General features: G+C 67.5%; 19 protein-coding genes and 1 tRNA gene. 9 read left to right on the top strand and 11 right to left on the bottom strand.

Translation table 11 applies throughout. From position 1 onward, the window contains the following. The first annotated feature begins 107 nt into the window (after positions 1–107). Positions 108–833, top strand: coding sequence for a TetR/AcrR family transcriptional regulator (locus tag ACFVUS_RS40985; protein ID WP_387779992.1), 726 nt, complete (start codon positions 108–110; stop codon positions 831–833). Here ACFVUS_RS40985 and ACFVUS_RS40980 read toward each other — a convergent pair. After that, a complete protein-coding gene (locus ACFVUS_RS40980; protein WP_387779989.1) occupies positions 830–1,411 on the bottom strand; it encodes a TetR/AcrR family transcriptional regulator in 582 nt (193 codons plus the stop codon). The genes ACFVUS_RS40985 and ACFVUS_RS40980 overlap by 4 nt on opposite strands. 86 nt (positions 1,412–1,497) lie before the next feature. Here ACFVUS_RS40980 and ACFVUS_RS40975 point away from each other — a divergent pair, with 86 nt between their 5' ends. Together ACFVUS_RS40975 and ACFVUS_RS40970 are read left to right on the top strand one after the other, a co-directional pair. Next, positions 1,498–2,538: a beta-ketoacyl-ACP synthase III gene (locus ACFVUS_RS40975; RefSeq protein ID WP_387779986.1), complete on the top strand. Its 1,041-nt coding sequence runs from the start codon at positions 1,498–1,500 to the stop codon at positions 2,536–2,538. 59 nt (positions 2,539–2,597) lie between these two features. Then, positions 2,598–3,140 carry a YaeQ family protein gene (locus ACFVUS_RS40970; RefSeq protein ID WP_387779983.1) on the top strand — a complete coding sequence of 181 codons (543 nt, stop codon included), beginning with the start codon at positions 2,598–2,600 and terminating at the stop codon, positions 3,138–3,140. On the opposite strand, the gene ACFVUS_RS40965 is transcribed toward ACFVUS_RS40970, so the two are convergent. Together ACFVUS_RS40965 and ACFVUS_RS40960 are read right to left on the bottom strand one after the other, a co-directional pair. Beyond that, positions 3,091–4,443, bottom strand: coding sequence for an ammonium transporter (locus ACFVUS_RS40965; protein ID WP_387779980.1), 1,353 nt, complete (start codon positions 4,441–4,443; stop codon positions 3,091–3,093). The two genes, ACFVUS_RS40970 and ACFVUS_RS40965, sit on opposite strands and share 50 nt — an antisense overlap. 119 nt (positions 4,444–4,562) lie before the next feature. Continuing rightward, complete coding sequence (locus ACFVUS_RS40960) at positions 4,563–5,531, bottom strand: helix-turn-helix transcriptional regulator (protein ID WP_387779977.1); 969 nt, start codon at positions 5,529–5,531, stop codon at positions 4,563–4,565. Between the two features lie 210 nt (positions 5,532–5,741). On the opposite strand from ACFVUS_RS40960, the gene ACFVUS_RS40955 reads away from it, so the two are divergent. Beyond that, positions 5,742–6,989, top strand: a complete 1,248-nt coding sequence (locus tag ACFVUS_RS40955; RefSeq protein ID WP_387779974.1) for a glycosyltransferase — start codon at positions 5,742–5,744, stop codon at positions 6,987–6,989. An 8-nt stretch (positions 6,990–6,997) separates the two neighbouring features. Here ACFVUS_RS40955 and ACFVUS_RS40950 read toward each other — a convergent pair whose 3' ends face one another. The 8 genes from ACFVUS_RS40950 to ACFVUS_RS40915 form a co-directional block, all read right to left on the bottom strand. Continuing rightward, on the bottom strand, positions 6,998–8,047 hold the full coding sequence (locus ACFVUS_RS40950; protein WP_387779971.1) for an ABC transporter ATP-binding protein: 1,050 nt from the start codon (positions 8,045–8,047) through the stop codon (positions 6,998–7,000). A gap of 16 nt (positions 8,048–8,063) precedes the next feature. Continuing rightward, positions 8,064–8,885: a molybdate ABC transporter permease subunit gene (modB, locus tag ACFVUS_RS40945; RefSeq protein ID WP_387779968.1), complete on the bottom strand. Its 822-nt coding sequence runs from the start codon at positions 8,883–8,885 to the stop codon at positions 8,064–8,066. 13 nt (positions 8,886–8,898) lie between these two features. Then, on the bottom strand, positions 8,899–9,699 hold the full coding sequence (gene modA / locus ACFVUS_RS40940) for a molybdate ABC transporter substrate-binding protein (protein ID WP_387779965.1): 801 nt from the start codon (positions 9,697–9,699) through the stop codon (positions 8,899–8,901). Between the two features lie 118 nt (positions 9,700–9,817). After that, the gene (locus ACFVUS_RS40935; protein WP_387779962.1) at positions 9,818–11,035 is read right to left on the bottom strand and encodes a molybdopterin-binding protein; all 1,218 of its coding nucleotides are present in this window, start codon (positions 11,033–11,035) and stop codon (positions 9,818–9,820) included. 144 nt (positions 11,036–11,179) lie between these two features. Continuing rightward, a complete protein-coding gene (locus ACFVUS_RS40930; protein ID WP_387779959.1) occupies positions 11,180–11,578 on the bottom strand; it encodes a molybdopterin-binding protein in 399 nt (132 codons plus the stop codon). A 98-nt stretch (positions 11,579–11,676) separates the two neighbouring features. Then, entirely contained in the window at positions 11,677–11,949 is a 273-nt protein-coding gene (locus ACFVUS_RS40925) for a GlsB/YeaQ/YmgE family stress response membrane protein (protein ID WP_387779956.1), read from the bottom strand. 201 nt (positions 11,950–12,150) lie between these two features. Next, positions 12,151–13,644 (bottom strand): carboxylesterase/lipase family protein, encoded by a 1,494-nt coding sequence (locus ACFVUS_RS40920; protein ID WP_387779953.1) that lies wholly within the window; start codon positions 13,642–13,644, stop codon positions 12,151–12,153. A 192-nt stretch (positions 13,645–13,836) separates the two neighbouring features. Then, positions 13,837–13,910 (bottom strand) — tRNA-Arg (locus ACFVUS_RS40915). A 204-nt stretch (positions 13,911–14,114) separates the two neighbouring features. Here ACFVUS_RS40915 and ACFVUS_RS40910 point away from each other — a divergent pair. From ACFVUS_RS40910 to ACFVUS_RS40890, 5 genes are all read left to right on the top strand, one after another. Then, the gene (locus tag ACFVUS_RS40910) at positions 14,115–16,154 is read left to right on the top strand and encodes a cytochrome c oxidase assembly protein (RefSeq protein ID WP_387779950.1); all 2,040 of its coding nucleotides are present in this window, start codon (positions 14,115–14,117) and stop codon (positions 16,152–16,154) included. Then, the gene (locus ACFVUS_RS40905) at positions 16,151–17,110 is read left to right on the top strand and encodes a threonine/serine dehydratase (RefSeq protein WP_387779947.1); all 960 of its coding nucleotides are present in this window, start codon (positions 16,151–16,153) and stop codon (positions 17,108–17,110) included. The genes ACFVUS_RS40910 and ACFVUS_RS40905 overlap by 4 nt, the downstream gene beginning before the upstream one ends. Positions 17,111–17,240: 130 nt before the next feature. Beyond that, positions 17,241–17,687: a single-stranded DNA-binding protein gene (locus ACFVUS_RS40900; protein WP_387779944.1), complete on the top strand. Its 447-nt coding sequence runs from the start codon at positions 17,241–17,243 to the stop codon at positions 17,685–17,687. 10 nt (positions 17,688–17,697) lie between these two features. Beyond that, a complete protein-coding gene (ettA, locus tag ACFVUS_RS40895) occupies positions 17,698–19,374 on the top strand; it encodes an energy-dependent translational throttle protein EttA (RefSeq protein ID WP_387779941.1) in 1,677 nt (558 codons plus the stop codon). 443 nt (positions 19,375–19,817) lie between these two features. Continuing rightward, the coding region (locus tag ACFVUS_RS40890) for an NAD-glutamate dehydrogenase domain-containing protein (RefSeq protein ID WP_387779938.1) at positions 19,818–22,342 on the top strand (2,525 nt) is incomplete at its 3' end.

The raw sequence follows: 22,342 nt of genomic DNA, 5'->3' as shown, positions 1-22,342 counted from the left end.
TTGCTTCGCGTGATCGTCGACGACGACCCGACCCGCCATTCCGACGATCCGACCCTCTATACATATGGAGGAAATGCGGCTCGGTGATACGGCGGAGGGATATGCGAATGGCGCGACCCGACAGCCCGGTCGATCCGGTGCCGAGTGCGCAGCGGTCCCCGGATCGCTCGGCCCGGCGCTCGGCCATCTGTGCCGCCGCCCTCGAACTCGCCGCCGCGGGTGGGAATCGGGCCGTTACCCATCACGCGATCGATGATCGGCTCGGGATCGCGCGTGGATCGACGTCGTATTACTACCGGACGCGTCTGGAATTGTTGCGGGCGTCGGTAATTCATCTCGCGACGACCTCGCGGCAGGCCTTCCGGGTGGCCGCCGATGCGCAGGATTCGGGCGCGCCCACGGTGCGGACGGCCGCGGATCTCATGGCGGGACAACTCGATCTGCTGCTGGGGCCGCGACGTTCGGACGCGCTCGCCCGCTACGCCCTCGCCGCCGACGCGGCGGGCGATGAGGCACTGCGAGAGGCGCTCGCGAACTGTCTGTTCTCGGTGCCCGCCGCCACCGCGCTGTTCGAGGCGCTCGGCGCGGCCGAGTCGAACCGGGCGGTCTCGGGCACGAATCAACCCGTCTCGGGCGCGAATCAGCCTGTCGCGGAACTCGATCCGGAGCGGGCCGCGCGAGACCTGATCAGCCTGCTCGAGGGATTGCTTTTCGATCGGCTGTATGGCGCGCGTTCGCTGCTCGGTTTGGCGGCCGGGACGCCCGCGAGCCTGGCGGATCTGCGCGCGCCGGTGCTGCGCTGGCTCACCGTGCTGGGCAACGGGATTCGCTAGGTCGTCGGCAGATGATGGCGCAGCAGTACCGCGAGTTGGTCGCGGGCGTCATCGAAGGGGTGGCTGGATTTGAGCGCGCGACTCTGCACGATCGCGCCCTCGATGACCGAGAGCAGCAGTCCCGATAGGGAATTCGCGGCCGCGCGGTCCAGTCCCGCGGCGACCAGTCCGTCGGCCAGCCGAGCGGTCCACTCGGTGAACGCCTGTCCGGCGGTGGCCTGTACCGAGAGATCGAGCTCGTCCAATGCCGCGGCCATCATGAACGAGCCCGCGCGATAGTCACTGTTCTCCAGCCCGGTCCGCCAGAAGGCGAGCAGATCGTCCAGCCAGCGCTCGGGGGAGGGCGCGCCGGGCAGGGCGTCGGCCATCCGGCTCACATGCTGGTACACCACCCGGGACACGATTCGGGCCGCCGCCTCCACCAGTTCGCCCTTGCCGGACGGGAAGTGCTGATACAGCGAATTGCGCGAGGCGTTACTGCGCTTGAGCAGCTCACTCAGCCCCGCCGCGTGCACTCCGTGCTCCTGCACCGTGGCGATGGTGCTCGCGATCAACCGTGCGCGCGGTCCCGCCGTCATGGAAAGTCCTCCAAACCTTGCTTGAACCGATCGGTCCATGTTAAACCTATCCCTGTGAACCGATCGGTTCACTTCGAGAGGATGACATGCCCGCGCACATCGCCACCGCACCGCCGGTAACCCACGCCACCACCCTGGGCCTCGGCGTATACCGTCCCCGCCGCATCGTCCCGAACGCGGAGATCGTCGACCGCATCGACTCCTCGGACGAATGGATCCGCACCCGTTCCGGGATCGAGGCCCGCCGCTGGGCGCAGGACGACGAGACCATCGTGTCCATGAGCACCGCCGCCGCCCGCGACGCGCTCGCCGCCGCGAACATCCCGGCCGAGCAGATCGACGCCGTCATCCTGGCGACCTCGTCGCAGATGGTGCTCGGCCCGTCCGCGGGCGCGGTCGTCGCCACCGAACTCGGCATGCACGACACCGCCGCCTTCGACGTCTCGGCGGGCTGCGCGGGCTTCTGCTACGCGCTGGCCAATGCCGCCAACCTGGTGCGCGCGGGTCAGGCCCGGCACGTGCTGGTGATCGGCGTCGAACGCCTCTCGGACCTGCTCGATCCGACCGACCGCACCTGCGCGTTCATCTTCGCCGACGGTGCCGGCGCGGTCGTGGTGGGACCGTCCGAGGTCGAGGGCATCGGCCCGGTGGCCTGGGGCTCGGACGGCAGCCAGACCGCGGCCATCAAGCAGGACAAGGACTTCGCGCAGTACTTCGCCGAGGTCGCCGCCGCCGAGGCCAGCGGTGGTACCACCGAACGCCCCTACATCCGTATGAACGGCACCGCCGTATTCCGCTGGGCCGTCACGTTTTTGGAGAAGGCCTGCCGCGACGCGCTGGACCGCTCCGGGGTCACGGTCGACGATCTCGACGCGTTCATCCCGCACCAGGCCAACAGCCGCATCACCGACGCCCTCACCCGGGCGCTGCATATGCCGGATTCGGTGGCCATCGCCCGCGATATCGCCGAAACCGGCAACACCAGTGCGGCGTCCATTCCGATGGCGATGGAACAGCTGCTGCGCACCGGCGCCGCCAAGGCCGGTGACACCGCACTGCTGCTCGGCTTCGGCGCGGGCCTGGCCTACGCCGGTCAGGTGATCACGCTTCCGGCCATCGCCTCCTAGTCGCCGCCCCGGACGCGGCTGCGAAAGCGCTGTTCGGCAGCCGATAGGCTGCTGGAACTATGGCCCTGAGCGCAACGATGCACACCTTCACGATTCAGCTCGCCGATATCGATCGCGGGGTGTACGAGGACCTGGAATTGCGGGTGGCCCGGCACCCCTCGGAATCGGCCGAATTCATGGTGACGCGCCTGCTGGCGTACCTGCTCGAATACGAGGAGGGCATCGCGTTCAGCGAGGGCGGGGTGTCCGCCACCGATGAGCCCGCGGTGCTGGTGCGCGATCTCACCGGGCAGATCACCGCCTGGATCGAGATCGGCGCACCGGACGCCGAGCGGGTGCATCGCGGCAGCAAGCTGGCCGGGCGCGCGGCCATCTACACCCATCGCGATCCGGTGAAGGTGCAGGCCCTGTTGGCGGGCAAGCGGATTCACCGGGTCGAGGCCATTCCGCTCTACAGTTTCGACCGCGATTTCATCGACGCCGTGGTGGCGGTGCTGGATCGGCGCAATACCGCGTCGCTGTCGGTCACCGAGCGGGTGCTGTACCTGGATATCAATGGCGCCAGTCTGCGCGGATCGGTGGCGGAGCAGCCGATCGGATAGCCGATCCGGCCGGGGAGACCGCGGAAACCCCGAGATCGTAAGCGGATTCGGCGTGCTCGGCCTCATCGATGCCGGTGATCTCGGCCTCGTGATCGACCCGGAAACCGATGGTCTTGTGAATGAGCCAGCCGACGATATACGTGGCGACGAACGAATAGAGCAGCACCGCGCCCGCCGCGATCAACTGCCGGTTCAACTGGGTCCAGCCGCCGCCGTACAGCAGCCCGTTACCGCCCGCCGGATTCACCGTGGCATCGGCGAACACGCCTACCAGCAGGGTGCCGACCAGGCCGCCCACCAGGTGCACGCCGACCACATCGAGCGAATCGTCGTAGCCGAAGGTGAATTTCAGCCCGACCGCCAGCGCGCAGATCACGCCCGCCGCCACGCCGATCGCCAAAGCGCCTGTCGGGCCGACGAATCCGCAGGCCGGGGTGACCGCGACCAGACCCGCCACCGCGCCAGAGGCCGCGCCCAGGGTGGTCGGCTTACCATCGCGCAATTGCTCGACGATGATCCACGCCAGAGACGCCACCCCGGTCGCGATGGTGGTGTTGGTGAATGCCAGCGCCGCGAGATCACCTGCCGCCAAAGCGGATCCGGCGTTGAAGCCGTACCAGCCGAACCACAGCAGCGCCGCGCCCAGCAGGGTGAACGGCACATTGTGCGGGCGCGGAATACTGCGCGGCCAGCCGTGCCGATCCCCGATCACCAATACCAGCGCCAGCGCAGCCGCACCCGCGTTGATATGCACCGCGGTGCCGCCCGCGAAGTCGAATGCCTTGAGCCGGTTGGCAATCCAGCCGCCCACATCGGAGGAATTCCCGGCGGAATCGGTGCCGGTGAACCCGTTCACGCTGAAAACCCAATGCGCCACCGGGAAATACACCACGCTCGCCCAGCCCACGATGAACACCACCCAGGCCCAGAACTTCGCCCGCCCAGCGATCGCGCCCGATATGAGCGCGGTGGTGATTATCGCGAACATGAGCTGGAACATCACGAACGCCATGGTCGGAATCTGATGGCCGGCCGGACCGGACAGGGTGCCGTGCGTATCACGCAGCAGCACATGGGACATGCCGCCGATCAACCCTTGATAGGCGTCGGAGCCGAATGATTCGCTGTATCCGTACAGCAGCCACAGTGTCGTCACCACGCCCAGGGCGACGAAATTCATCATGAGCATGTTCAGCACGCTCTTGCCGCCGACCATGCCGCCGTAGAAGAAAGCCAAGCCCGGCGTCATCAACATGACCAGTGCCGCACTCGCCAGCACCCACGCGGTATCTCCCGAATTCACGCTATTACCTCATATTCCACGGGATTCGCGTGAAGCATCGAGAGTGACTGTTTCGCCGGTGTGGCTCAGCGTGTTTCGGATCGATGAATTCGAGTGCGGTGGTTACTCATGGATTTCTGCTATGAAGGCGTTCGGGCTGCCGCGGAGGCGTAGCGCTGAGCCAGCGCGGTGAACGCCGCGGTGAGTTCGGGCGGGCCGACGATTTCGATATCGGCGTCGAATACCCCCAGGGCGCAAGCCAATGCGTTCCAGGACCACGAACCCAGAATGACGCGGCAGCGGTGCGGGCCGAGTTCTTCGACTATGCCGTCGCGGGCGAACTCGGTGACGGTCGCGGCGGGGGTGTCGAGGATCACCTCGCCGCGGCAGGGCCAGCCGCCGGTGCCGTCGGAGCCCTGGAATCGGCTGATGACGAAGTCCGCGACCGAGCCGCCGGGTACCTCGCGCGGGGCGAAGCGGGGGCCGTTCGGAATGCGCGGGGTGATGCGGTCGGCGCGGAAGACGCGCCAGTCCGCGCGATCCAGATCCCAGGCCACCAAATACCAGCGGCCGTATCTGGTCACCAGGTGGTGCGGTTCGGCGCGGCGCGGGGGAGCCTCGGAATCGGTTTTCGGACCGGAGTAATCGAATCGCAGCACCTCTCCGGCGTGGATCGCGGCGCTCAGGGCCAGCAGGGTCGTCCCGTCCGCCGAGTCTGTCGGAGCGCCGACGGTGGTGACCTGGAACGCGTCGATGCGCCCGCGCAGCCGGGCGGGCATGACCTGACGAACCGTATGCAGCGCGCGCAGCGCGGCTTCCTCGATACCCGCGCCCGCGGTGGCGGCGATCCGCAGGGCCACGGCCAGCGCCACCGCCTGCTCATCGTCGAACAGCAGGGGCGGCAACTCCGATCCGGCTTCCAGGCGATAGCCGCCGTCCGGCCCCTTGATCGCCGCGATCGGATACCCGAGTTCGCGCAGCCGATCGACATCGCGGCGCACCGTGCGGGCGCTGATATCCAGGCGTTCGGCCAGCAGCGATCCGGGCCAGTCCCGGCGGGCCTGGAGCAGCGAGAGCAGCGCCAGCAGTCGCGCGGAAGTCTTCGGCATGGGGTCGATGGTGCCAGAAGAAGCGGTCAGAAACTGGCCTCTTCTACCGCGCGCCGGTATCGGTTCGTCGGCGACCGTCATGCCCATCGGGGACGCGGGCAGCGTAGAGCACGGGGTTCCCGAAAGGCATTGGCGCTCATCGGAAACCGTGCCGATCATGATCGATGCCGATAGGATCCGTTGCGGCTCTTGATGATCGGATGAGGTGCGATGGCCAGAATAGTGATCGTCGGAATCGGCAGTCGGGGCGATGTCGCCCCGCTGACCGGGCTCGGCGTGCGTTTGCGGGCGGCCGGGCATGAGGTCGTGATGGCCGCGCACGAGACATTCGCGGACATGATCACCGGCTGCGGACTGCGATTTCGACTGCTGGAGTTGGATTTCGGCTTCGAGGGCGACTACGCGGAGATTCAGCGCAAAACCGTCGCGGCCTTCAATACGCCCGACGGGTTTCGCACCATCGGCGCGGGTCTGATCAAGGCATTGCGGGATGAGCCCGCGGATCTGCTGCTGCTCACCCCGTACGCCGAATTCGCCGGATTGCCGTTCGCCGAGGCCGCCGGAATTCCCACCATCGCCCTGCGGCTGCAACCCACCTGTGCCACAGCCGATTACCCGCCCGCGGTCGCGGGCGTCTGGTCGCTCGGACCGGTCGGGAATCGGTGGGCCTCCGATATCGGGGCCCGGCTGGTCGATCTGCGCTACGGCGGGGTCATCGGTGAATTCCGGCGCGAACTCGGCCTGCCCAAGATGTCGGCACCGGCATTGCGTCGCCGCCGGACCGCGGCGCAATGGCCCATCCTGCACGGATATTCGCCGACCGTCGCCCCGCGACCGGCGGATTGGCGCACCGGCCTGGAGGTCGGCGGATTCTGGTGGCCCGCCCGGCCCCTGGACTGGGAACCCGCGGCCGAACTCCTGGAATTCCTGGACGCCGGGCACCCACCGGTATTCGTCAGCTTCGGAAGCAATATCAACAATCCCGCGCGCACAGCCGAATTGGGCGAGATCGTCGGGACCGCGCTGCGCCGGGCCGGGGTGCGCGCGATCGTGCAATCCGGGTGGACCGGGCTCGCGGTGGCGGACGAGCAGGTGCTCGCCATCGGCGATATCCCGTACGACTGGCTGTTCCCGCACCTCGCGGCGGCCGTGCACCACTGCGGCGCGGGCACCTGCGCCGCCGCCCTGCGCGCGGGCGTGCCCACCGTCGGCGTACCGGAGATCCCCGAACAGCAATTCTGGGCGCACCGCCTGGACCTGCTGGGCGTGACCGCCGGAATCACCCGCCAGCCCGAACTCACCGCGGACTGGCTCGCGGGTGCGATCACCACCGCGACAACCGATTCCGGGTTGCGTGCCAGAGCGGGCGAGGTCGCCGAGCGGCTCGCGGACGAAGATGGCGCGGGCGCGGTGCTACGGGTCATCGACGGCGTACTCGAGAAAGCGGTGACCGGCTGAGGCCGGCCTCAGGCCGGGTAGATGTGGATCTCGGTGGCTTTCACGGCCGCCCAGAGTCGCATGCCGGGTTCGAGGCGTAGCTCCGCGACCGCGGCCGGGGTGATATCGGCCAGCACCGGCGGCGCGCCGTCCAGTCGGACCCGGGTGGTGTTGGCGTGCTGTTCCAATCCCACGACGGTGACCGGCCAGGTATTGCGCGGGCTGCCGGTAGGCCGGGTGAGATGCAGTCCGACGGCGGTGGGGGAGAAGGCCGCGAACACCCGCCCGGCGGCGGGTTCGGATCCGGTGAGCGTGCCGCCCCCGTCGACGGTGATCTCGGTGCCGGTGGCGGTGCCCCGGAACAGGTTGAGCCCCACCAGATTCGCGACATAGTCGGATCTGGGCCGCCGCGCGATCTCGGTCGGCGCGCCCTCCTGCACGATCGCGCCGTCCTCCAGGATGATGAGCCGGTCCGCCAGCACCATGGCATCGAGCGGATCGTGGGTGACCAGCACCGTATGTCCGGTGTAGCCGCGCAGATGACGCGCGAGATCCGCGCGCACCTGGAGCCGGGTGCTGGCATCGAGCGCGGCCAGCGGCTCATCGAGCAGCAGCAGTTGCGGGTCGGTGGCAAGTGCGCGAGCCAGCGCCACCCGCTGCGCCTGTCCGCCGGACAGCGAGCGCGGCCGCACCTGCGCGAACTCGCTCAGCCCCACCCGATCCAGCCACGCGGTGGCGCGTTCTCGCGCGGGTGCGCGGCGCATACCTCGTGCGCGCAAGCCGAACGCCACATTGTCCAGTGCCGAAAGATGCTGGAACAGCAGATAGTCCTGGAATACCACGCCGACCTGTCGACGTTCGGCCGGGACGAAGACCGAAGGCGGTGCGTCCCAACTGTTCTCGCCCAGACCGAGCGCGCCACCGGTGAGCGGGGTGAGTCCCGCCAAGGCGCGCAGCGCGGTGGTCTTGCCCGCTCCGTTGGGACCGAGCAGGGCGATCACTTCGCCCGGGGCGGAGGTGAATTCGATATCGAGCCGGAATTTCGCGCGCTCGACGACGAGCGCGGCGTGCAGCGTCACGAAGAACCCCGAACCGTCACACCGCACCTCGAATCCAGCGCTCCCGCAGCGAGATAAGCACGCCGACCGAGACCACCAGCAGCACCATGCTCAGCACGATCGCGGCATCGGGATCGGTTTCCAGCGCGAGATACACCGCCAGCGGCATAGTTGTCGTCTTACCGGGGAAATTACCCGCGAAGGTGATGGTCGCGCCGAACTCACCCAGTGCCCGCGCCCAGCACAGCACCGTGCCCGCCACCACCCCGGGCAGCACCGAAGGCAGCGTCACCCGGCGGAAGGTGTACCACGCGGATGCCCCCAAAGTCGCTGCGGCTTCCTCGAATCGGGTGTCGGCCGCGCGCAGCGCACCCTCCACCGAGATCACCAGGAACGGCATGGCGACGAACGCCTCCGCCACCACCACACCGGCCGTGGTGAACGGCAGCGAGTATCCGAACCAGTCGTAGATATAGCGTCCGATCAAGCCGCGGCGGCCCAGTACCAGCAGCAGCGCCACACCGCCCACCACCGGTGGCAGCACCAGCGGCACCGTCACCAGCGCGCGAATCAGCCCGCGCCCGGGCAATTGGGCGCGCGCCAGCAGCCAGGCCAGTGGAATGCCGAGCACCAGGCAGATACCCGTCGCCAGCGTCGCGCAGATCAGCGAAAGCCGCAGTGCCTGACCGACTTCGGCGCTGAACAGTCGTTCTGGCAGCGTGCGCCACGGCGCGCGCACCAGCAGACCGATCAGCGGAATCAGCAGAAAGGCCAGCGCGCAGACGGCGGGCAGCATGAGGGCGATCGGTCGCCGCCCCCGTACTGCCCGCCGTCGCGCCGAGGCTCCGGTCACCGGCATGCTCGAAAAACCGTCACGGGGTGTCGAATCCGGCGTCGGCGAACACCTTCTTGGCCTTGTCCGAGGAAATGAAGGTGACGAACGAGGCGGCCGCCGCGGCATTGGGCGCCTTGTTCAGCGCCGCGATCGGATAGGTGTTGATGGCCTTGCTGGACTCCGGGAAGTCGATGCCCTCGACCTTGTCACCGGCGGCCTTCACATCGGTGCGGTACACCAGCGCGGCATCCACCTCGCCGAGCGTCACCTTGGTGAGCGCGGCCTTCACATCCTGCTCCCGGGTATCGGGCTGCGGGGTGATCGCGGCGATCTCGAATACCTTCTTGGCCGCCGCGCCACACGGCACCTGCTCCGCGCACAGCGCCAGCCGCGGCTCGGTCTTGCCGAAATCCGCGATACCGGTGATATGACCCGGATTGCCCTTGGGCACAGCGATTTCCAGTCGATTGCTGACGAAGGTCGCCGGGGTGCCCTTCACATCGCCCGCGTCCACCACCTGCTGCATATTCGCCGGGGCCGCCGAGGCGAACACATCGGCGGGCGCGCCCTGCGTGATCTGCTGCGCCAGCGCCGAACTGCCGCCGAAGCTGAACACCACCTTCACCCCGGGATGATCGGTTTCGAACTGCTTGCCGAGCGTGGTGAAGGTTTCCGTCAGCGAGGCCGCGGCCAGCACCGTCACCGTGCCCGAGAGCTTGTCGGAGTCCGCGGGGGCACTCGAATCCTTGGAATCATTCGAGCTACAACCCACCAGCGCGCCGGTGAGGGCGAGGGCGGCCACGGCCGCGGTCAGGGTGCGCATCTTCTTCATTGTCATCAACTTTCTGATAGCTCGCTCACGACTCACCGGCGATCAGCCGGACTTACCGTACCGATCCGCAAATTCGTCACGCCGTAGAGCATATTGCCGTATGCGCGGCGCGCAAGGCCTGATTTCACCAGGGCAGCGGTAAGAGTTCAACCAGTGCTCCACGTCCGGTTCCCGGCGGCAGCAGGGCCAGCGCCTGGGCCTCGATCAGATTCGCCAGGTGCGGGGTGTGCACCGCACCGCCCGCACGCCAGACCCCACCCTCGACCTGGCGCACCGGCACCACCCGGGTGAAATCCGCGCCGGGCGCGGCGGCGTCCGCGAGACGGCCCCACCTCGGCGCGCGCGGTCGCCGCGCGGCCAGCCGATCCGCGAGCAGGCGTCCGGTGAGCAGCAGCGCGCTCACCGCCGCCAGCGGATTCCCGGGCAGTGCGAGCAGGGTCCGGCCATCGGGCAGGCGCGCGACCAACTGGGAGCCGCCGGGGCGCATCCGCACCCCGTCGACGATGATGCTCGCCCCGATCTCCGCGAGCACCGGGCGCAGCAGATCCGCCGCACCGTACCCGGTGCCGCCGACCGTGACGACCAGCTCCGCATCGGTCTCGAGCGCGAACCAGGCCCGCAGCAGCGCCCGATCATCGGCCAGCCGCCACACCTCGCGGCAGCGAATATCGCAGGCGCGCAGGTACTCCGGCAGCACCGGGCCCAGGGCGTCGCGGGCCTGACCCGCGCCCAGCGCACCGGCGGAACGAATCTCATCGCCGGTGATGAGCACATCGGCGTGCAGCGGTCCGCGCACCGAGGCGACGGGCGCTTCCGCGCTCAATGCCGCCGACACCAGCGCGGCATCGACTCGCGTTCCCGCGCAGGCCAATTCGGCGCCACCGGACCAGTACTCGCCGCGCCCGCGAATATCGTTGCGGTACGGCGCATCCGGGGCGTGCGTGATCATCCAGCGCGCGCCGACGCGTTCGGTGACCACGTATTCGTTCCGCAGCACCGCGGTCGCGCCGCGCGGGGTCTGCGCGCCCGTCGCGATCCGGACCGCATCGCCACCGGCCAACGCGGTACGCGGACGTCGGCCCGCCACGCACGCGCCCATGCGCAGCGTCCACTGCGGGCCGGGACCGCTCACCGCGAAACCGTCCATGGCGGCGGTATCGGCGACCGGCAGCGCCGTGGTCGTGATCAGCGGTTCGGCCAGGGTCGCGCCGAACGATTCGGCCAGCGGGGCCAGCCGGACCGGCAGCGGCGGCAACGCCTCGCCCAGCACCCGCTCGAGCCCGTCGACGGCTACGCGCAGCCCATTTCCCTGCTCAACGCATTCGATCTGTGCCGCGTCCACGCATCGGACCTTCCCTCGACGGTCGCGAACCGCCATCGGGTTCGTATCGTCAGGAATCCTCGCGATCGGAGATTACGACCCCAGTCCTCCGCAGTTGCGTATTCGTTGCCCGCTTCTCACCCGCAACCGAGGAGATCTGTGCGTTCAGCTCTCCGGCACCTCGACCACCACGTGCGTCGACTTCACCGAGGCCACCGCGACACTGCCGACCTCGAGCCCCAGCTCATCCACCGACTCCCGGCTCACCAGCGACACCAGCCGGAACGGCCCGGCCTGCAATTCCACCTGCGCCATCACCGTGTCCTTGACGATCCGCGTCACGATCCCGCGCATCCGATTGCGCGCCGATACCGCCACCGTGATCCCGGCCTCCGGTTTCTCGGCATTGGCCTGCAGAAACTCCGCGAGCTCGCGCCCGCTCACACCCATCCGCCCGTTCTCCAGCTGGATGGCGCTGAGCCGTCCCTGATCGATATACCGGCGCACGGTGTCATCACTGACACCCATCAGGGCGGCAACCTCGCTGATCCGCAGATTCGACACAACCTGCAGCATATTGACGTATCCGAGGAACGCAAACGACAGTGATCCGCCCGGCGACCGAATTCGGCCACCGGGCGGATCACTCACCTGTGCGGGGGTCAGCGCAGTGCGCGACGACCGGTGACGAGGTTGACCAGGAACAGCAGAATCACCGCACCACCCAGGCAGGTGAAGAAGCTGAACCACAGCCCACCGCCTTCGACGTCCACCCCGAGCAGCTTCAACAGGAAGCCACCGAGCAGACCGCCGACGACGCCGACGACGATATTGAGCAGGATGCCCTGCTGCGCATCGGTTTTCATGAACTTGCTGGCGATCCATCCGGCCAAACCGCCGATGATGATCCACCCGAGAATGCCGAGGCCGAGCATGATGCGTCTCCTTAACAGAGGTCGGCGCCGTCGAACCGGCGCTCTACTCAGCGCATACCCGCAATATCGGCATCGAAGCGTCCCGCCCCGATGTTCGTCCCGCCACACTCGGGGTAAGCGAGGAATGTCCGATACGCACCGTCAACGGCGACGGCGTCTCAACGGCGAGACAGGCAACCCGGACACGCGATGAACAGCCGATCAACGCCCCAGGGCGGTGCGTAATGCGGTGAGTTCGGCCGCGCGCGGGATCGGCCCGACGGTCGAATCAGGGTTGTCGAAGACCATGACCTGCTGGGAATCCGCGGTGAGCGGAGACCAGCCGGGGTTGCCGGTTGTCGCGAATGCGAGCCAGGCCGAGCGCATGGTGTCCGCGAGTCGCTGCGGCGGGTTCGGTCCGGTGAGTCCGTGTGCCGCCGCGAGGGTGTCGAAGACGAAGGGGAGTTCCAGGGCGTGGCAGGCATCGAGGTGCTGTACCGGTGTGCGCCACGCGAATTCGTAGACGAAGGTGGGGGCGTCCGCCTGTGCCCGCAACTCCGCTATGCGCAGGGAACTGTCGCGGAAGGCGAGATCGGTGATGATGGCGGCGTACAGGTCGGCCGATGAGGCGTCCGGTCGGTCGGCGGCATAGGCGTCGGCGAGGGAGTCGTCGAGGCCATTGCGGCGCAATAGGAACGGAAGAGTCTGTGCGGTGATGGCGGAGTCGACGCCCGCACCGACGGTGAAGAAACGGAATTCGTCGGTGGTCGTTCCGATCAGTAGCGGAATCTCGTGTCCGCGCCCGGCGGCGATTCCGTCGATGGGGGAGTCCGGGAGCACCGCGTCATCGATGATCGGGAAGAGGGTCATCAACCCCATGCCGTGGCGAATGATCGACGCGCCCCAGCGCTCGGGATTCGGATCCTGCACCATCTCGAGCCCGAGCCGATTCTGTGCCGCGAGCAGGGTTTCCGAGTCGATCGCCGCGAAAGCCGCTGCGGTTGGCTCGATTTCGAGAATCCCCGCCAATGCGGCCGTCACCTTCCGGGCATCCTCGGCCGTGGCCGCGGTGCTGCCATTGCCGCTCTGCATGACCGCTTTGCCGAACAGGCCGACGGCTGCGGGCGAGGCCAGCAGCGCCGCGATGCTCATGGCCCCGGCCGATTCACCGAACACCGTCACATTGCCCGGATCGCCGCCGAACCCGCGAATATTCTCCTGTACCCAGCGCAGCGCACCCAATTGATCGAGCAGCCCGCGATTGTCCGGCGCACCCTCGAGCACCGCGAACCCGGGAATCCCCACCCGATAATTGATCCCCACCACCACGACCCCGCCGCGAGCCAGCGAAGCCCCGTCATAGATCGGAATGCAGTTCGCTCCCCGGCTGAACGCGCCCCCGTGAATCCACACCATCACCGGCAGATCCGTCCCCGCGGGATCCGGCGTCCATACATTCACCGTCAGTGCTTCGTCCCCGGGCCGAATATGCGTCCCGAGCAGCGCCGCGATAGCCGGCGGATACGGAGTCTGCGCGCACGTCGCACTGTATTCGACCGCCGCCCGCACTCCATCCCAGGGCGTCACCGCCCCCGGCGCCTCGAACCGCGCCGCCCCCACCAGCGGTGCGGCATAGGGAATCCCGAGAAACGCCGCCACCCCCTCCAGCGCCCGCCCGCTGACCTTCCCGCCGGTCACCTCGACAATCGGTTCCATAACGGCACGCTCCTAGCCCCTCGAGATCACGTCGCCCCCGACACTAACCAGAACTCACCCGCCCAGTGCCGGTTTTGCCTCCGGACGAAAAGCCCACGCCCGGACAGCCGCCCATCTTCGGGCGTTTGGTTCCGGCGGTGGGTGGGTACCACTGAGCCTGGCGACGATGTCGCGAGGATCAGGGTGGAGAGGCGCCCCCGGCAGGAATCGAACCTGCGACCTAGGGATTAGAAGGCCCTTGCTCTATCCAACTGAGCTACGGAGGCAGTGCGGGGCATCTGGGCGATGCGGCCACCAAACACCTTGACCCATATTGATCTCGGTGTCCAGCGACTTGAGTATAGCGAGCGTCCAGGTGGGGTTTGGGGGGTCGGCTGGCAACTGTTCGGCGCGTCGCGTGGGGGTGCGCGTACCGGAGGTCGGGAAACCCCCGGGGAGTTCGGACCCCTACTCCGAACTACCCTGGGCGTATGTCGTCACCGCAGGACTCGCCCGCAGCTACTGGTGTTCAGGGGAATCGGGCGGGTTCGGGCGGGAAGGTTTCGGTGCTCGCGGCCATGGGCGGTGCGGTCGCGGCGGTGGTCGCGGCGCTGGTCGTCGGGCTTTCCTCGGCGCAGGCGCTGAGCCTGCTCGGGATTCCCGATCCGGGGCCGCTGACCACCTACGGGCTGCCCGCCATGCGCGCGGTCGCCGACCTCGCTGCCGCGCTGACCGTCGGATCGCTGCTGTTCGCGGCGTTCTTCGTGCCCCCGCAGGCCGATGGACTGCTCGATGTGGGTGGGTATCGGGCGCTGCGACGCGCCGGGAACGCGGCGCTGGTGTGGGCGGGTGCGTCGGCGTTGCTGGTGCCGTTGACACTTTCGGACACCACCGGGCAACCATTTCTGAGCTCATTGCGTCCGGAGTCGGTGTGGCGCGCCGCGAATCAGGTCGATGTGGCCGGGTCGTGGCGGTTCACCGTGTTCTTCGTCCTGGCCCTGGCGGTCGGGTGCCGGATCGCATTGCGCTGGGGCTGGACCCCGGTTTTGCTGTGGTTGTCCGTGATCTCGCTGCTGCCGGTCGCGCTGACCGGGCATTCGTCGGCGGGCGGGGCGCACGACATCGCCACCAATAGCCTTATTCTGCATCTGCTTTCGGCGTGTTTCTGGGTGGGCGGGTTGTTCGCGGTGCTGGCGTACGCGCTGCGCGACGGCAAATACACCGCGCTGGCCACCCGCCGATTCTCCAAGATCGCGACGATCTCCTACGTGGTGATCGCGATCAGCGGTGTCATCAATGCCTGGATTCGGGTGCCGTGGGCGGATCTGTTCAGTACTACCTATGGCCGGCTGATTCTGGCCAAGACGACGGCGCTGATTCTGCTCGGTGTCATCGGCTATCTACAGCGGCAACGCGCGATCCCGGATCTGGAGAAGGATCCGAGCGATCGCGGCGCGCTGATTCGATTCGCCGGGGTGGAATCGCTGATCTTCGCCGCCACCATCGGCCTCGCGGTCGGCCTGGGCCGCACCCCGCCGCCGGAATTGCGCAGTGTCCCGACCCCGGCCGAGGTCGAGATCGGCTACAACCTGACCGGTCCGCCGAACCTCGCGCGGCTGGCGTTCGACTGGCGCTTCGATCTGATCTTCGGCACCCTCGCGATCGTGCTGGCGGTGCTGTACCTGCGCGGTGTGGCGCGGCTCAAGAAGCGCGGTGACGCCTGGCCCGTCGGCCGCACCATCTCCTGGCTCACCGCCTGCGCGGTGCTGTTGATCGCGACCAGTTCCGGTGTCGGCCGCTACGCCCCGGCCATGTTCAGCGTGCATATGGCCCAGCACATGATGCTGTCCATGCTCGCGCCGATCCTGTTCGCACTGGGCGGTCCGGTGCTGCTGGCACTGCGCGCGCTGCCGCCCGCCGGGCGCGACGCCCCGCCCGGACCGCGCGAGTGGATTCTGGCCGCGGTGCACAATCCGGTGTCGCGCTTCATGACTCAGCCCGTGGTGGCGGCGGTGTTCTTCGTGGCCGGGTTCTACGTGCTGTATCTGGGCGGCATCTTCGACAAGTTCGTCGGCTCGCACGGTGCGCACCTGTTGATGAATGTGCACTTCCTGTTGAGCGGTTACCTCTTCTACTGGGTGGTCATCGGCATCGATCCCAAGCCGCGCCAGGTGGAGCCGCTGACCAAGCTGGGCATGGTGTTCGGTTCGCTGCCGTTCCACGCCTTCTTCGGTATCGCGCTGATGAGCATGAACACCGTGCTGGGTGGTTGGTTCTATCGCGCGCTCGGCCTGGGCTGGAACAACAATCTGCTCGACGATCAGCACACCGGCGGTAGCCTCGCCTGGGCCAGCGGTGAAATCCCGCTGGTGGTGGTGATGCTGGCACTGCTCATCCAGTGGTCGCGCAGCGATAAGAAACTGGCCACCAGGCTGGACCGCGCCGCCGATCGGGACGACGACGCGGAACTGGCCTCGTACAACGCCATGTACGCCGAGCTGGCCCGGCGTGATCGAGAGGTACGTAAGTGAACGACGTCGCCCAGGCGACCCGGAAGATCAAGCGGCTCTATCGATCCGATGTGCGGCGCGCCCGCCGCCTGCTGCACGGCCAGACCCGCAAGACCCCCGTGTTCCACACCGATGTCCAGGGTCCGCGCGGACCGGTGCCGGTGACCCTGAAGCTCGAACATCTCCAGCACGGCGGCACCTTCAAGGTGCGCGGCTGCCTGAACGCGCTGTTGCAGGCGGACCCCGCGATCACGCACGTGGTGATCGCCTCGGGCGGGAACGCGGGCATCGCCGCGGCGCTGGCCAGCTCGCTGCGCGGACTGTCCTGCACGGTGGTGGTGCCGGAGTCCGCACCGCACACCAAGGTGGCGGCCATGTGGTCGCACGGGGCCGAAGTGCTGTGGCACGGAACGACTTACGCGGAGGCGCACCGCTACGCCAGCCAGCTGGCGCGCGAACGCCGCGCCATGCAGCTGCACGCCTATGACCTGCCCGCCATCGTGGCCGGTGCGGGCGTGGTCGGGCTGGAGATCGAGGAGCAGGTGCGCGGACGGCCGCCGGTGCTGGTGGCGGTCGGCGGCGGCGGTCTGGTCGCCGGGATCTCGGTGGCGATCGGGCTGCGCGGCCGGGTGATCGGGGTGGAGCCGCAGGGCGCGCCGACCCTGCACAAGGCGCTCGCGGCGGGGCGGCCGGTGGATGTCGACGTATCGAGTGTGGCCTCGGATGCCCTGGGCGCCAATCGGATCGGCGATATCGCCATGGAGGTGGCGCAGCGCTATGCGGTGCGATCGCTGCTGGTCAGCGACGATGCCATCGTGATGGCGCGGGAGTACCTGTGGCGCGAGTTCCGGATCGTGGTGGAACCCGCCGGTGCGACGGCGCTGGCGGCGATCCAGAGCGGGGCGTACGTTCCGGCGGCGGGAGAGCGGCCGGTGGTCGTACTGTGCGGGGCGAATACCGATCTGGCGACGCTGTAGTCCGCTGAACTCGGGTTATCCACAGCGCCGAGTTATCCACAATCGCGGAAGTGGGGCTGTCGCGGGGGTTCTCGCCGGTTCACGCTGGAGTCACGACAGCGGACGAACCGAATCGGCAAGGGGGACAGCGATGTACGAGGCGAATACCGCGGTGATCGGCCGGGTGGTCACGCATCCGAGCCGGCGGGCACTGCCGAATGGGGAACAGGTGCTCAGCTTCCGGCTGGCCAGCACCACCCGACGGTTCGATGCCGCTAGCGGGGAGTGGGTCGATGGTGGCACCCTGTATTTGACGGTAACCTGCTGGCGGAAACTCGTGGAGGGTGTCGAGGCGTCCCTGCAGCGCGGTGACCCGGTCATCGCCTACGGTCAACTCCGCTCGAACGAGTACACCACCCGAGACGGTATGGAGCGCAACGATCTCGAGATGCGCGCCACTGCCCTCGGTCCCGACCTGGGCCGTTGCACCGCCCCGGTGCAGCGCAAACACTTCGGCCACAGCGACCGCCCCGAGGCGTCGCCAGCGCCGCCCGCAGATGCCGACCGCGCCGGAGAACCGGCAACCCAACACAGTTAGGCTTGCCCATATGGCTGAGTTCATTTACCAGATGATTAAGGTTCGAAAGGCGCATGGCGACAAGGTCGTGCTCGACAATGTGACCTTGAACTTCCTTCCGGGCGCGAAGATCGGTGTGGTCGGCCCGAACGGCGCCGGTAAGTCGAGCGTCCTGAAGATCATGGCGGGACTGGACCAGCCGAACAACGGTGAGGCCTGGCTGGCGCCGGGCGCGACCGTCGGCATCCTCATGCAGGAGCCGGAGCTCAACGAGGAAAAGACCGTTCGCGGCAATGTCGAGGAGGGCCTCGGCGAGGTCAAGGTCAAGCTCGACCGGTACAACGAGGTCGCCGAGCTCATGGGCGTCGAGTACACCGATGAGCTCATGGAAGAGATGGGCCAGCTCCAGGAGTACCTCGATCACGCCGACGCGTGGGATGTCGACTCCCAGCTCGAGCAGGCCATGGACGCGCTGCGCTGCCCGCCGCCGGACGAGCCGGTCACCAACCTCTCCGGTGGTGAGCGCCGTCGTGTCGCACTGTGCAAGCTGCTGCTGAGCAAGCCCGACCTGCTGCTGCTCGATGAGCCCACCAACCACCTCGACGCCGAATCGGTGCTGTGGTTGGAGCAGTTCCTGGCGAACTACCCGGGCGCCGTGCTGGCCGTCACCCACGACCGGTACTTCCTCGACAATGTCGCGGAGTGGATCCTCGAGCTCGACCGCGGCCGCACCTTCCCCTACGAGGGCAACTACTCCACCTACCTGGAGAAGAAGGCCGAGCGCCTCGAGGTGCAGGGCAAGAAGGATCAGAAGCTGCAGAAGCGCCTCAAGGAGGAGTTGGCCTGGGTCCGCTCCGGCGCCAAGGCTCGCCAGGCCAAGAACAAGGCGCGCCTGGGTCGCTACGAGGAAATGGCCGCCGAGGCCGACAAGATGCGCAAGTTGGACTTCGAGGAGATTCAGATCCCCGCGGGTCCGCGTCTGGGCTCGGTCGTGGTCGAGGTGCAGAACCTGGACAAGGGCTTCGGCGATCGTATTCTGATCAAGGATCTCTCGTTCACCTTGCCGCGCAACGGCATTGTCGGCGTCATCGGCCCCAACGGTGTCGGTAAGTCGACGCTCTTCAAGACCATTGTCGGACTGGAGAGCCCGGACAGCGGCACCGTGAAGGTCGGCGAGACGGTCAAGCTGAGCTATGTCGATCAGAACCGCTCCGGTATCGACCCGAACAAGAATGTCTGGCAGGTCGTTTCCGACGGGCTGGACTTCATTCAGGTCGGCAATCAGGAAATGCCTTCGCGCGCTTACGTTTCCGCGTTCGGGTTCAAGGGCCCGGATCAGCAGAAGCCGGCGGGGGTGCTCTCCGGTGGTGAGCGCAACCGCCTGAATCTGGCGCTGACCCTCAAGCAGGGCGGCAACCTGATCCTGCTCGATGAGCCCACCAACGACCTCGACGTCGAAACCCTGGGCTCGCTGGAGAACGCGCTGGAGAACTTCGCGGGCTGCTCGGTGGTCATCTCCCACGATCGCTGGTTCCTGGACCGCACCTGCACGCACATCCTGGCGTGGGAGGGCAACGACGACAACGAGGCCGCGTGGTTCTGGTTCGAGGGTAACTTCGAGGCGTACGAGGCGAACAAGATCGAGCGCATGGGTCCGGAAGCGGCTCGCCCGCACCGGGTCACGCACCGCAAGCTCACTCGCGGTTAGACCGGCTCGGTCGCCATACCGTGCCCGCGATTGCTCGCGGGCACGGTCACCGGATTGTCCCGCGGCCGATCGAGGTCGCGGGGACGAGTTACGGCATACGCGCGGATCGATCCGGTGATCCGCGCGCGTAAGCTGTCGGCCGTTAACTGACGGCTCGCTGTTCATCCTGATGAGCACGACCATGCCCATGAATGAACGGCTATCGAAGAGCGAACTCGACACTTTCGCGTACGCCCTATTGCGTGAAATGTCTTTTGGTGCAAGGTTTGTCGTGCGCGACCTGGTAGTTCCGGTCAAGTATGGCGAGTGCCGTACCGCCCGGTTTGCCCGAACCGTGCGACGCGTCGTGGTATTGGCAGGAATTCAGCCCGGCGTTAACGCCGCCCAGCTACTCTCGGACCGGCGTCACTTGGTTACGGAACCGAATCCCAGGAGTTGGCGAAATGACGGTCTCGTCCGAATTGTCCAGCGCGGCTTGGGCTGCGAGTTTGCCCGCGTCGTTGCGAGGCAACCTCGTATCCCTCGAGGAGGCGTATTTCCGCCACGTCGACGCGGGCGACGCCGACTGCGCCATCCCCGTGACTTCGACTCAAATCTTCCGCTGCCAGATCGATCTGGCCGCCCAGCGCACCCTCGGCACTGCGAGCCTGCGGGTCTACCACCCGGAGGACGACGCCGATCTCGGTGCGGCCGTGCAGCTGGTCACCGAGGATATGCCGCTGCTGGTCGAATCGGTCACCTCGTACCTGAGCCGCATGGGCGTCAGCGTCAGCGAGGTGGTGCACCCCATCTTCGAGGTCACCCGCGATGCCGCCGGACGGCTGGAAACCGCTGTCCCGCACGGGGTCGACGGCAATGGCGCCACCGGCCTGCGCGAATCCTGGATGCACGTCCAGCTGCATCCCTCCACCAGTCGTGAACAGCTGGAGCAGGTCGCCCTGGGCCTGCCCGATGTGCTCACCGATGTGCGCCAGGTGATCGGCGCGACCGGGGCCATGCGCGAGGCGCAGAGCCGGGTCGCCGATGAGCTCGACAATGCGGCCAAAGCGGGCGCATCCCCCTTCACCGCAACCGATCTCACCGATTGCGCCAATCTGCTGCGCTGGCTCGCCGACGGTCATTTCACCCTGCTCGGCTACGCGCGCTATGAGCGCGGCACCGTGAACGGCCTGGCGAAATCGGTCATGGCGCCGGGAACCGGTCTGGGCGTACTCGGTTCGCCGGACGGCACCGACTTCCGCGTTCCGGACAACAGCGGCGCCGCACCGCTGCTCATGCTCACCCAGGGCCTGGTCCCGGCCACCGTGCACCGCGCGGTGTACCCGTACTTCGTCGGTGTCGCCGAAATCGACGAATCCGGCAGTGTCACAGGCGAACACCTGTTCATCGGTGTCTTCACCGTGACCGCCCTGCACGAGAACGTGCTGGACATTCCCGTCATCGAACGCCGGGTGCGCACCCTCATCGAGGCCAGCGGTTTCGACCTGGACTCGTTCTCGGGTCAGCAGATGCTCGAGGTCATCCAGTCCTTCCCGCGCACCGAACTGTTCTCCTCGGACGGCGCGGCGCTGCGCCGCACCGCCAGCGCCGTGCTGAATGTCGGTATGCGCCGCCAGGTTCGGCTCTTCATGCGAATGGACGGCTACGGCCGCTTCGTGGCCTGCATGGTGTACCTGCCGCGGGACCGCTACACCACCCGGGTCCGGCTGGAAATGCAGGACATCCTGGTGCACGAACTCGGCGGCGATTCCATCGACTATTCGGCGCGCGTCTCCGAAAGCGATCTCGCCAGTGTGTATTTCACGGTGCGGCTGCCCGACGAGGGCGCCATCGCCGATACCGATGAGCCCAACCGGCTGCGCATCCAGCATCTGCTCGCCGAGGCCACCCGCACCTGGGAGGACCATCTGCGCGATGAGGTGGCGACCTCCACCGTGCTGGATCCGTCCGTGGTGCAACGCTATGTCGATGCCCTCCCGGAGAGCTACAAGGAGGATTTCGGCGCGGCCCGCGCGGTCGCCGATATCGTTCGGCTGCAACGTCTTCAGGACGGCGGCATCGACCAGTACCTGTACCGGAACGCCGATTCCGAGCCCGGCTCCTGGCGCTTCACCCTCTACATCGGCGGCAACGGCATCTCGCTGAGCCAGGTGCTGCCGGTGCTGCAGAGCCTGGGCGTCGAGGTCATCGACGAACGCCCGCATCAGCTGGAATTCGATTCCGGTCCCGAGCAGTGGGTCTACGATTTCGGCCTGCTGGCCCGGCCGGAACTGCTGCGCGCCGCCCTGGATCGCAATATGGACGCCGAACTGGTGGAATCCTCCGCCCGGCTCAGCGCCCTCGACGATCAGGTGCGCGGCCTGCGCGAGCGTTTCACCGCCGCCTTCGAAGCGCTCTGGTACGGCCGCGCCGAGGCCGACGGCCTCAATGAACTGGTGCTGCGCGCCGATCTGCACTGGCGCACGGTCTCCATCCTGCGCGCCTACGCGAAATACCTGCAGCAGGCCGGATTCCCGTACAGCCAGGCAAATATCACCCGCGTGCTGCTCGCCTATCCGGACGCCTCGCGCATGTTCGTCGACCTGTTCGCCGCGCTCTTCGATCCCGATTCCGCGGACGAGAGCCATGCCCGCGATCTGGAAGGCGCCATGCGCCACCGCATCGACGAGGTGGTGAGCCTGGACGCGGACCGCATCCTGCGCGCCATCCTCGGGCTCATCAAGGCCACGCTGCGCACCAACTACTACGTCACCGACGCCGAGGGTCGCTCCCGCGACTACCTCTCGTTCAAGGTGGAGCCGCGCGAGATCGCCGAATTGCCCAAGCCGCGACCGCAATTCGAGATCTTCGTGTACTCGCCCCGGGTCGAGGGTGTGCACCTGCGCTTCGGTCCGGTGGCGCGCGGCGGGTTGCGCTGGTCCGACCGCCTGGAGGATTTCCGCACCGAGATCCTGGGCCTGGTCAAGGC

It is taken from the genome of Nocardia sp. NPDC058058, assembly GCF_042885355.1.
In the GTDB taxonomy this organism is placed as follows: Bacteria; Actinomycetota; Actinomycetes; order Mycobacteriales; family Mycobacteriaceae; genus Nocardia.
Note: the sequence above shows the minus strand (reverse complement) of the source record. Positions and strands in the feature narration are given on the sequence as shown.

What these genes read in the sequence shown, in the direction of transcription:
- modB (WP_387779968.1), bottom strand. Translation starts at nt 8,885, where the DNA reads ATGCCGGTGACCGGAGCCTCGGCGCGACGGCGGGCAGTACGGGGGCGG.
- ACFVUS_RS40925 (WP_387779956.1), bottom strand. Translation starts at nt 11,949, where the DNA reads ATGCTCGGCCTCGGCATTCTCGGGTGGATCATCATCGGCGGTTTGGCC.
- modA (WP_387779965.1), bottom strand. Translation starts at nt 9,699, where the DNA reads ATGACAATGAAGAAGATGCGCACCCTGACCGCGGCCGTGGCCGCCCTC.
- ACFVUS_RS40970 (WP_387779983.1), top strand. Translation starts at nt 2,598, where the DNA reads ATGGCCCTGAGCGCAACGATGCACACCTTCACGATTCAGCTCGCCGAT.
- ACFVUS_RS40980 (WP_387779989.1), bottom strand. Translation starts at nt 1,411, where the DNA reads ATGACGGCGGGACCGCGCGCACGGTTGATCGCGAGCACCATCGCCACG.
- ACFVUS_RS40975 (WP_387779986.1), top strand. Translation starts at nt 1,498, where the DNA reads ATGCCCGCGCACATCGCCACCGCACCGCCGGTAACCCACGCCACCACC.
- ACFVUS_RS40960 (WP_387779977.1), bottom strand. Translation starts at nt 5,531, where the DNA reads ATGCCGAAGACTTCCGCGCGACTGCTGGCGCTGCTCTCGCTGCTCCAG.
- ACFVUS_RS40955 (WP_387779974.1), top strand. Translation starts at nt 5,742, where the DNA reads ATGGCCAGAATAGTGATCGTCGGAATCGGCAGTCGGGGCGATGTCGCC.
- ettA (WP_387779941.1), top strand. Translation starts at nt 17,698, where the DNA reads ATGGCTGAGTTCATTTACCAGATGATTAAGGTTCGAAAGGCGCATGGC.
- ACFVUS_RS40900 (WP_387779944.1), top strand. Translation starts at nt 17,241, where the DNA reads ATGTACGAGGCGAATACCGCGGTGATCGGCCGGGTGGTCACGCATCCG.
- ACFVUS_RS40910 (WP_387779950.1), top strand. Translation starts at nt 14,115, where the DNA reads ATGTCGTCACCGCAGGACTCGCCCGCAGCTACTGGTGTTCAGGGGAAT.
- ACFVUS_RS40920 (WP_387779953.1), bottom strand. Translation starts at nt 13,644, where the DNA reads ATGGAACCGATTGTCGAGGTGACCGGCGGGAAGGTCAGCGGGCGGGCG.
- ACFVUS_RS40985 (WP_387779992.1), top strand. Translation starts at nt 108, where the DNA reads ATGGCGCGACCCGACAGCCCGGTCGATCCGGTGCCGAGTGCGCAGCGG.